This is a genomic window from Gordonia sp. NPDC003585 (genome assembly GCF_040610755.1).
GTDB lineage: Bacteria > Actinomycetota > Actinomycetes > Mycobacteriales > Mycobacteriaceae > Gordonia.
In genome coordinates this window covers 25,169-35,431 of sequence record NZ_JBEXMX010000054.1, presented here as the reverse complement: position 1 = coordinate 35,431, position 10,263 = coordinate 25,169, and the positions used below count along the sequence as shown (strand labels likewise).

7 protein-coding genes and 1 pseudogene are annotated in these 10,263 nt (G+C 63.6%); 6 read left to right on the top strand and 2 right to left on the bottom strand.

From position 1 onward, the window contains the following. A partial coding sequence (locus tag ABZW74_RS15745) for an acyl-CoA dehydrogenase family protein (RefSeq protein ID WP_355277386.1) occupies positions 1-861 on the bottom strand: 861 nt, incomplete at its 3' end. 372 nt (positions 862-1,233) lie between these two features. On the opposite strand from ABZW74_RS15745, the pseudogene ABZW74_RS15740 reads away from it, so the two are divergent. The 6 genes and pseudogenes from ABZW74_RS15740 to ABZW74_RS15715 all read left to right on the top strand — a co-directional run bounded on the left by ABZW74_RS15740 (position 1,234) and on the right by ABZW74_RS15715 (position 8,651). Further along, positions 1,234-2,519, top strand: a pseudogene (locus ABZW74_RS15740) (amidohydrolase family protein). A gap of 74 nt (positions 2,520-2,593) precedes the next feature. Next, positions 2,594-3,358 carry an ATP-binding cassette domain-containing protein gene (locus ABZW74_RS15735; protein ID WP_355277383.1) on the top strand — a complete coding sequence of 255 codons (765 nt, stop codon included), beginning with the start codon at positions 2,594-2,596 and terminating at the stop codon, positions 3,356-3,358. 1 nt (position 3,359) lies between these two features. Further along, positions 3,360-5,324 (top strand): YhgE/Pip domain-containing protein, encoded by a 1,965-nt coding sequence (locus ABZW74_RS15730; RefSeq protein ID WP_355277381.1) that lies wholly within the window; start codon positions 3,360-3,362, stop codon positions 5,322-5,324. Between the two features lie 87 nt (positions 5,325-5,411). Further along, positions 5,412-6,821 (top strand): glutamate decarboxylase, encoded by a 1,410-nt coding sequence (locus ABZW74_RS15725; RefSeq protein WP_240856220.1) that lies wholly within the window; start codon positions 5,412-5,414, stop codon positions 6,819-6,821. A gap of 109 nt (positions 6,822-6,930) precedes the next feature. Continuing rightward, positions 6,931-7,614 carry a hypothetical protein gene (locus ABZW74_RS15720; protein ID WP_240856219.1) on the top strand — a complete coding sequence of 228 codons (684 nt, stop codon included), beginning with the start codon at positions 6,931-6,933 and terminating at the stop codon, positions 7,612-7,614. Between the two features lie 104 nt (positions 7,615-7,718). Beyond that, positions 7,719-8,651 (top strand): helix-turn-helix domain-containing protein, encoded by a 933-nt coding sequence (locus tag ABZW74_RS15715; protein ID WP_355277378.1) that lies wholly within the window; start codon positions 7,719-7,721, stop codon positions 8,649-8,651. 304 nt (positions 8,652-8,955) lie between these two features. Here ABZW74_RS15715 and ABZW74_RS15710 read toward each other — a convergent pair whose 3' ends face one another. After that, entirely contained in the window at positions 8,956-10,077 is a 1,122-nt protein-coding gene (locus ABZW74_RS15710) for a linear amide C-N hydrolase (RefSeq protein ID WP_355277375.1), read from the bottom strand. Between the last annotated feature and the right edge of the window lie 186 nt (positions 10,078-10,263).

Sequence of the window (10,263 nt, the reverse complement as noted above, 5' to 3'; positions counted from 1 at the left end):
GTCACCGAGTGCGGCGTCGAGCCCGGTGCGGATCCCGTCGCCGCGTTCACGTAGCCGACGCGCCTGCGGCGAATGCCCGGCGATGTCGAGCAGTGCGGTCGCGCGGCGCAACGTGCCGAATGGCAGTGTCCCGTTGAGCCGCACGCCGATGTTCTGATTCGCAAAGAAGTCCTCGAGTGTGACCCGACTGACCACCTGATCGTCGGCGATCGACAGCGAGGTCACCTTCAGGGCCACGGTGGCTGCGGCGTCGACGGCGGCGAGTCGCAGGGGGTGGAACTCGATGGCCGACGGGAGGTCGTCGGTGCGAATGATCGCCGCGATCACGTCGTCGGTCTCGACGTCACGTGCGCTGATCTGCAGCAGGTCGATGACGCCCCATCCGCTCACGAACGGCGCGTACCCGTCGAAGCGCCAACCGGTGCCGGTGCGGGTGGCGGTCATCCTCGGCGGGGTGGGGACGGCGCCTGCGTAGGCCACGCCTGCACGCAGACGACCGTTCACGGTGTCGCCGAGGAGCGTGTCGCGCAACGAGGTGTTGGGGCTGCCCGCCAGCGAGATCACCACGCCGTGGTGCTGAATCCACGTGAAGGCCGTCGACAGACAGCCGCTCGCCAGTATCTCGAGGATCTCGGTGACCCCACCGAATTCCAGGCCCGGTCCGCCTGCGTCGACCGGTGCGGCGATACCGTACAGCCCGGCCTCCGCGAGAGCGGCCCAATGAGAATCCGGGACGTGCCCCGTACGGTCGACGTCGGCGGCGGCCGGGTACAGGACATCGTCGGCGACGCGGTAGGCGGCGGCCTTGAGCGTGGAGCGGCGGTCGGAGGCTGACGTGTCATCGCGGGTGAGCGGCGGCATGATGTCAGCGTAGTGCCGAGCGAAGTGCAATCCTGTGCCAGTTTCGGGCGGTTGGCGCGAAGCCTTCTCGATCGCAGCGAAGCGATCTGTGCCGTGTTGCCCACAGATCGGTGATGGCGACGTCAGGGCGGTGGCTCGAACCACGTTCTCCTGCTAGGAAAAAGGGTTGAGGTCGAGCGATGCCGCGTGAGGCTGTGCCGTCGGGCATCTCGCCCCATAGTGCGTAATTGTGCTCCTGACCTGCGTTTGGTCTCCGATTCACGGCGGCTTTGCCGAGTATTCGCCGGCCCTGACGGTGGCCCGGGCCGGCGATATGCGACGTCGTGAATCTGCGGTTGAGCGCCGGAGTTCGGATGTCCTAGCTTTCAAGCCATGTCGCAGGGAGACAGTACAAGTCGACGTCTGGTGATTCGCAACGTGCGGGTCTTCGACGGGCTGACCGACAACGTCGTGGACGCACACGACGTTCTCATCGAAGGCGAACGGATTGCCGCAGTGGCCGACTCGCCGATCGGCGACGCTCCTGGAATCGAGACCACCGAGATCGACGGCGGCGGCCGGTTCCTCATGCCGGGACTCAGTGACGCCCACGTCCACCTGATGGGGAACGCGAACAGCTACCTCGACTTCGTGATGGGCGCGACCGGTCTGCTGGTTGCCAACACGCTGTCGGAGGCCAAGCGCATGCTGCACCGAGGCTTCACCTCCGTGCGCGACATGGGTGGCGACACCGCACCACTGAAGGTGGTGATCGATCGCGGCGACTTCGAGGGACCACGGATCTTTCCCAGCCAGGCGATGATCTCCCAGACCTCGGGCCATGGCGACTTCGCCTTCGTGTACGAGACCCCATATGCCTTCGGCGGCGGTCCGAGTCGTACCGACTCGATCGGGTTCACGAGGACCGTCGACGGCGTCGAGCGTGTCCTCACAGCGGTGCGCGAGCAACTGCGCAAAGGGCATCGCAGATCAAACTCACCATCGGTGGTGGCGCGGCCTCGATGTACGACCCGCTGTACACGCTGCAGTTCACACCCGACGAGATGCGCGCGGCCGTCAACGCGGCCGAGGACTACGGCACGTACGTGGCGACCCACGTCTACACCGTGCCGGGGATCAAGCGAGCCATCGAGGCGGGAGTGCGGTCCATCGAGCACGGTCACCCTGCCGACGAATCAACCGTCGCGCTGATCGGTGAGAAGGGGATCTGGCTGTCGATGCAGCCCTTCGCCGAAGACGACCACCACTATCCCGACCCCGATCGCGCCGAGAAGAACCGGCAGATCTGTCATGGGACCGAGAATGTGTACACCTGGGCCAAGAAGTATGGCGTCAAGGTGGCCTTCGGCACGGACCTCCTGCTGGAACCACAGTCCGCGGCGCGTCAAAGCGTCATGGCGGCTCGAATGGGCGAATTCTATTCCAATGCAGAGTCGTTGAAGATGCTCACCTCGGGCAACGCGGAGCTCTTCGAAATGGCCGGTGACCGCAATCCGTACGGATCGGCGCGACTCGGCGTCGTCGCGCCCGATGCGTGGGCCGATCTGCTCTTGGTCGACGGCGACCCGCTGGCCGACATCTCGGTGCTGTCGGATCCGGACCAGAACCTGAAGCTGATCATCAAGGGCGGCAAGGTTTTCAAGAACACTCTGCACTAGGCCACAACCGCATCCCGCCGTGCCGGATCGCGCCGATGATGCTCGGCGCGTACTGCGTTTCTCAGAAAGCGACAATGACTATGACCGACGACTGGTCGACCAACGAGGTCACCGCACCGGTGCCGCGCGTACTCGACGACGGGGAAGCACTCCTCGTCGCCGAGGACATCGGGGTGCGGGCATCGTGGGGCCACATCTACGGTCCAACCAGTTTGCGTGTCGCCGAGGGCGGTGTGACGGTGCTGGTCGGGTCCGGCGGACGGGGTCGGACGGCGTTGCTGCTCACCCTCGCCGGTCGGATGAAGCCGACCTCGGGAAGCCTCACCGCATTCGGGCGGCGAAACGATGCGCGTCATCTGTTCGCGCGTGCCGCGATCGCCGACATCGACGAAGTGGACGGAATCGAGCAGGCCATCCGGGTGCGCGATGTGGTGACCGAGCAGATCCGGTGGCATGCGAAGTGGTACAAGTGGGTTCGGCAAGCCCGTCAGGAAGACCTCGAACGCATCTGCGCGCCGGTCTTCGGAGATCTGTCGCTTCCCTCGATGGACGCCTTCGTCGAGGAACTGCCGGAACTCACGGCGAGCCTGTTTCGCATCGCGGTCGCGAATGTGGCGCGTCCACCCCTGCTCGTGGTCGGTGGAGTGGATCGCCTCGCTCGGATCGAGAGCACCCGGATACTCACCGAGCGGCTCGTCGACCTGGGACGGAATCAGACCGTCGTCACTGCCGACGTCAACGGTGTGCACGCCGGAATCGGTGTGCGCGAAGCGATTCTCGTCGACAACCTGACCGACCAAGAATTCGTGAAGCTCGAACAACAGGAACGGACCCTCTGACATGCTTGCTGCGTTCTCGCCCGGCAGCGACTTCAAACGCTATTACCGAGGGCAGATGCCACGACTGGCACTCATCGTCATCGTGTTGATGCCGTTGATGTATGGCGCGCTCTATCTGTGGGCGTTCTGGAATCCGTTCGACGCGGTCAACAAGATCCCGGTGGCGATCGTCAACGCTGACCAGGGTGCAACAGTGCAAGGAAAGCCACTCAACGCGGGCAAACAGGTCACCGACGGACTCATCGCCTCCGACCAGCTCGATCTGCACGTGGTGTCCGCGCAAGAGGCCAAAGACGGTGTGGAACATGGGAAGTACTACTTCTCCATCACGCTGCCCGAGGATTTCAGTGCTGACATCGCGTCGCCTGCGAGCGGTGACGCACGATCGGCGCAACTGATCTTCACCTACAACGACGCCAACAACTACCTCTCGACGGTGATGGGGCAGGACGCAGCCGAACAGGTGGTGAACAAGGTCGGCGCGCAGGTCGGCGCGACCACCTTCGACATCGTCATCAATGATGTCACCGGACTCATGCCCAAGCTGACGCAGGCTCAGCAGGGAGTCAACAAGCTGAACAACGGTATGCAGCAGGCCAATACCGGTGCCGGTGAGCTGGCGACCAATCTGGTCACCGCCAAGAACGGTGCGGCCGAGCTCGCCGGGGGCCTCAACACGCTCGACAGTGCTGTGCAGCGCGCCACCGACCCCGTCCTGGCGGCGCTCGACAACTCCGGCAACGGTGGTCTGACTCCCGCCGAACTGAACGCGCTCGTCACACGATTGAGTACGGGGACAACGGCAGTGGCGAATCAGTTGGGTACGGCTGCGACCGCGCAGTCGCAGGCATCGCGGGCGGTGACGGGTGTCATGGCGCAACTGCGGGCCAACCCCGACCCTTCAGTACAGCGACTCGCCGATCTGCTCGCGCCCGCGCAGAGTGTGCTGAGGACCCAGGGCCTCGGACCCAATGCCAACAATCAGCTCACCGCAGTGCGCACCGACGCCGCGACCCTCTCGCAGCAACTGGGGAGCCCGCAGAGTCCGGTACGAATTGCCATGGGGCTGCTGCAGAACGGGACCCTTCGCAACGATGTGGTCGCGGCGCGGAGCGCGGCGAACGAACTCAGCTCGGGAGCAGGACAACTCAGTACCGGTCTCGTCGAGCTGAGCAATGGTGCCAACCAGTTGCGGGCCGGGACCGTGCAACTCGCCGCGGGAACCAACGAGCTCGCCGGACAAGTGGACGCAGGAGTCAAGGCGGTCCCGCAGTGGTCGCAGGAGCAGAAGAACGCGCTGGCAAACACCCTGTCGCAACCGGTGACGCTCGAGGAGAACACTCTCAACGAGGCCAAGACATTCGGAACCGGATTCGCCCCCTTCTTCCTCGGTCTGGCGTTGTTCGTCGGCAGCATCATCGCCTGGATGCTGTTCACCCCGTTGCAATCTCGTCCGATAGCGCAGGGTCTGGCGTCACTGCGAGCGGTGCTGGCGTCGTTCGCACCCACCTTCTTCGTCGGATTCCTGCAGGCCGCGATCCTCTATCTCGTAGTCGTGTTCGCGGTGGGCCTGCGACCGGTGTATCCCGTGGCGACCTTTGGCTTCATGCTGCTGATGGTCGCGGTGTTCTTGGCGATGATCCAGATGCTCAATGCCGTCTTCGGGCCGGCCGTCGGGCGCGTGGTGACGCTGGCGTTCCTCATGGTGATGCTCACCTCGGCGGGCGGGATCTATCCAGTGCCGACGACCACCAAACCCTTCCAGTACATCCACTGGGTAGACCCGATGACATATACGGTCAACGGTTTACGCCAGCTGACGGTCGGCGGCGTCGACCATCGCCTGTGGATCGCGATCGGTGTGCTGTCGTGCCTCACCGTGGTGTTCCTGGCCATCTCGACGTGGGCCGCTCGTCGAAACCGCCAATACAACATGGACCGCCTCTACCCGCCGGTCGAGGTCTAGCCGACATGTAACCGAATTCCGAATACATCCATCAGCACTGCACTTTCGATCGCACCGAACCCACCCGTATGTCCCGAGGAGGAACCCATGACCGATCTGTCCCACACCAACGCCCGCACGACCACCAACATCGGTGACACGCTGACGCTCAACCCGGTGTTCGTGCGCCCAGGCGAGGCAACCGAACTGCCGAAGTTCACCATTCCTGACGGAATGAGCCTGCCCGAGACGGCGTATCAGATCGTGCACGACGAGGCGATGCTCGACGGCAACGCACGCCTGAACCTGGCAACCTTCGTGTCGACCTGGATGGACGACGAGGCGCGCAAGCTGTACGCGGAAACCTACGACAAGAACATGATCGACAAGGACGAGTACCCACAGACCGCGGCCATCGAGGACCGGTGCTGGCGCATCATCGCCGACCTGTGGAACAACCCCGATGTCGACAACGCGATCGGGACGTCGACGATCGGTTCGTCGGAGGCCGCGATGCTGGGTGGTCTTGCACTGAAACGGCATTGGCAGGCCCGCCGCAAGGCCGAGGGCAAGTCGATCGAGAAGCCGAACCTGGTGTTGTCCACCGCGGTTCAGGTCTGCTGGGAGAAGTTCCTCAACTACTTCGAGGTCGAGCCCCGCTGGGTGCCGGTGAGCGAAGAGCACTTCGTCTTCGACGGCCATGAGCTGGAGAAGTACGTCGACGAGAACACCATCGGCGTGATCGCCATCCTCGGCGTCACCTACAACGGCCTCTATGAGCCGGTGAAGGAGATCTCCGCGAAGCTCGATGAGATCCAGGCATCGACCGGCCTCGACATCAAGATCCATGTCGACGGCGCATCGGGTGCGATGATCGCACCGTTCTGCCAGCCCGATCTGGAATGGGACTTCCGGGTGGACCGGGTGGTGTCCATCAACACCTCCGGCCACAAGTACGGCCTGGTGTATCCGGGTCTGGGGTGGATCATCTGGCGCGACACCGCCGCGCTGCCCGACAGCATGGTCTTCCACTGCAGCTACCTCGGCGGTGACATGCCTACGCTCGCACTGAATTTCTCGCGTCCTGGCGCGCAGGTCCTTTTGCAGTACTACAACTTCCTGCGCTTGGGCCGGGAAGGCTATCGCCAGGTTCAGCAGGGGTCGCTCGATGTCGCGCAATACCTTTCGTCGGCGATCGCCGAGATCGGTCCGTTCGAACTCGTCAGCAAGGGCGACACGATCCCGGTCTTCGCGTGGAAACTGAAGAAGGGGTACACCGAGAAGTGGACCCTCTTCGATCTGTCCGACCGGCTGCGCATGAAGGGCTGGCTGGTCCCGGCATACCCGATGGCCGACGACCTGGCCGATATGACGTTGCAGCGCATCGTTGTTCGCGCCGGACTGAGTCGTGATCTGGCCGACGCCCTGCTGCGCGACATCGAGGGTGAGGTCGTCTTCCTCGACAACCTCGAAGCGCCACTGCCGCGTGAGAAGGCCGGTTCACACTTCCATCACTGAGCACCGCGTGGTCGCGCTCGAGTCCGTTGGGCTCGAGCGCGAACAGCGGTGTCCGACGAGGAGATCGAATGCGTACGCACAACGACGGTGACCGGATCGGCGGGCCGCGATGACGGATACCACCGCGGATCTGGTCTTCGATCCACCACCGTCGTGGACACAGCGAATTCTCACTCCGACCCTCACCAAGCAGTGCAGCAGCTTCATGGTCGGGTCTGCGTTGTTTGCCGTGGGTTCGGCGCCCGGACTAGGGTCGCTGATGGGGGCGGCCAACGCCAATCTGTGCTTCTTCGTCGGTGCGTGGTTCTTCACCACCGCCGCCTTCATCCAGTTGATCACCGCCGGCCCGGTGACCGTTCCGGTCTCCTATGCGCCGGGAACGATGGTGCGGGCCGAATGGCTCGCGGCCGCAACGCAATTCTTCGGCACCCTGCTGTTCAATGTGAGTACCGGCGCGGCGTTGCAGGCCCACACGATCGCCGCGCAGAAGCACCTCGTGTGGACACCGAACGCCGAAGGGTCAGTTGCCTTCCTCTTCAGCGGGTTCTTCGTGCTGGTGGCCTACGCGCGCACCGACCGCATGTGGGCACCGGGAAGTCGGGACTGGTGGTCGGGCCAGATCAACATGATCGGCTGCCTCGCCTTCGGTGTGTCGGCGGTTGGCGCATACATCACCACCGACGGAGTGACCGTCGATGCGGTACTGGCCACCCTCGGCACCTTCATCGGGGCGATCTGCTTCTTCGTCGCGTCTCTCATCGTGTTGCCGGCTTTGCGTGCACCGACGTCGTGACGCCGGGAGACCAGTCTGGGTCGGGTTTGGACCCAACAGTTCTCGACCGGTGGCAGCGCGACAACGGGCGTGAAGGGGAACTCGGTGAGCATTGTTCGCGCCGTGTGCGCACTCGAGGTCGCAGCGGCATCGAGCAATACGCGGTTCTTGTCGAACTCGATGCAGCCGAACCAGACGACTTCGAGCAGTTGGTGTACTGGCGGCCGTTGTCCAAGCTGTTCGCGTTCTGCCTGTTGCAAACGCCGGTGCGTACTCGTCGAACCGCGAGCCGCATTCGCGACTATCCCTCGGACTTTTTCATCTGCGGCGTACAGACCCTGGGGTCGACAACCGGAACTGCCAACGGCCGCGAGTTCGCCGCGGGCGCTGGGCAAATCACCGTCATCGACAGCCGTCTGCCGTACGACCTGACCACACGCGGCACCACCGACGCGATCGGACTCTGGGTACCCACCGAACTGTTGGGGAGTGACATCGCTGCCGGCGCAACAACGGAACCACTCACACCCGACACCGTCCTCACCCGAGCCTGCGCGAGCCTCGTCGTCCGGTTGGCTCGCGACGCGGTCATCGGAGGAGCTGATGTGGACCTCGACACCGAGTTCGCTGCGATCGAGGTGATCCGGGCAATGATCGAACAAGCCAAGTCGGCCGATGATGCTGTGTCCGGCGACCCGCTTCTCGTTCGTGCGGCTGTCAGCGATCTCATCGAACGCAACTTCCGCGACCCCACCTTCAACGCGGCGTCCGTGGCCGCGCTTCTGCACATGAGTCGGCGGCAGTTGTACCGAAGTCTTCAGGGCGAAGATTTCTCGCCCGCCGAGATGATCGTCACCCGGCGCCTGGAGTGGGCACACAACCTACTTACCCAACCGGGACATGTGCGGCTGGAAGGGATAGCTCGCTCAGCCGGATTCCCGTCGGCGGCGACCTTTCGCAACCGTTTCCGCGCACGGTATGGTCTGACTCCCGACGAGTTTCGTCGGGCTCTACGGATGTCTGGCGTGACGGACCCGCACGAACCGGAAAGCAGATGACCGGCACGCAACGGCGACGCGGGGGCACCGAAACAGCCCAGAGGCAATCCAGATGTCTTCGCGATCGCCTCCACCAAAGGGCACTCATCAATGAGCGGCAAATACATCACCAGAACGCTGGGGCGTCCTTTGCCGTGTGCATTCACCGCCCACGCCACGCGATGAGCACCGCCATGTCGTTGCCGTCGTCGACAGTCGCCGAGTCTTCCGACAATCGTCCACATCCTTCTTCGTGAACGCGTAGAAAGCGCGGGTCCGAGTCCCATACGGGACTCGGACCCGGTGAATCTCGGCTCGGCCGAACCTATTCGGCGTTCACGAACGAGGCAAGCTTCTCCTGGACGAGTTCCTGGACCTTGTTCTCGTGCTCCTCGAGTGATCCCTTCACGTGTGCGAGCTCCGGGGCGGCCTTCGCAACCAACTCGCCGATGAGCTTGGCCTGCTCGATGGAGACGATGTGGAACTTGTGGTGCTTGGTGAAATGCTTGTGCACCTCACCGGCGATGCCGCCCTCGAGTGCGAGCTTGCTGAGCAGATCCAGCTTGGCCTCGCCGGAGCCTTCGGAGAAGTCGAGGTCGGCGAGGTTCACCCACACAGTATTGGGTCGGGTGGTGGATTCGAAGGCGTAGCGCAGGTTGGTCAGGTCGATGACAACCTGCCACAGCGTCTGCGAGGCGTCGGGCTTGCCGGGCTCGGGGTTGCGGAAGGGCTGAGCGCAGTTGCGGATGATGCTCAGCATCGCCGCCATGGCCTGTAACTGCGACGCCGGTTTCGGTTGGACGCCGACGTAGTAGAGGGCGCGCGCGAAGCGGTCGGAGGCCAGGCACGTTCCCGGTAGCGGATCATCGCCGCCCAGTCCTTCGTACTTCTTGACCAGTTCGAGTTGCTGATCGTAGGTCGGCGAATTGGTCATCACCAGGTAGTCGCGGCTGTGGTGGATCTCGATCTTGCCATCGATGTATTCGAAGATCGCCGAATCGCCGCTGGCGTCATCGAGCGCCAGATGTAGTGCGGGCTTGCTGTGCCCGGTTGGATCGGCCATGGGAACGATCTGCGGCTGGTTCTTCTCGGTCCACGCCACGGCCTCGGCGACGGTCTCGAAGTTGTCCAGGTAGAACTGCAGCCAGACCGACATGGCCAGTTGTGGCTTCGAGTCGTCGGGGGTGCCGTACTCCGACTCGGCCAGCCACAGAATGTGCCCCGCCAGACCCCGTTCGTTGAGACCATCCGTGGACAGGACGTCGTAGACGCCTGCGATGACGCTTCCGTACTTCGCGGTCCATTTGAGCTTGCCCGAGACCCGGTCGTCGCGCTTGATCCCGCGCGGAAGCTTCCAGAGGTTGGTGTGGAGGTCCTGATGGAAGTCCATGTTCCGGCCGACGATCACCGAACCGTTGGCGTCGGGCCACATGACACGGGTGCACATTTCTTTCAGCGTCACTTTCCTTGAGGCGAACGGAGGTCGACGGCCGGGACGACGCCCCGGCCGAGGTCAAGAGATCCTCCACAGCCAAGCTAAACGGCACGAGCGACCGCTGCGTCCCGCCTGCACCGGAATACCCGGTACATGGCACAAATGACGACTCGAATTGTCACAACACGCGCCACGCAC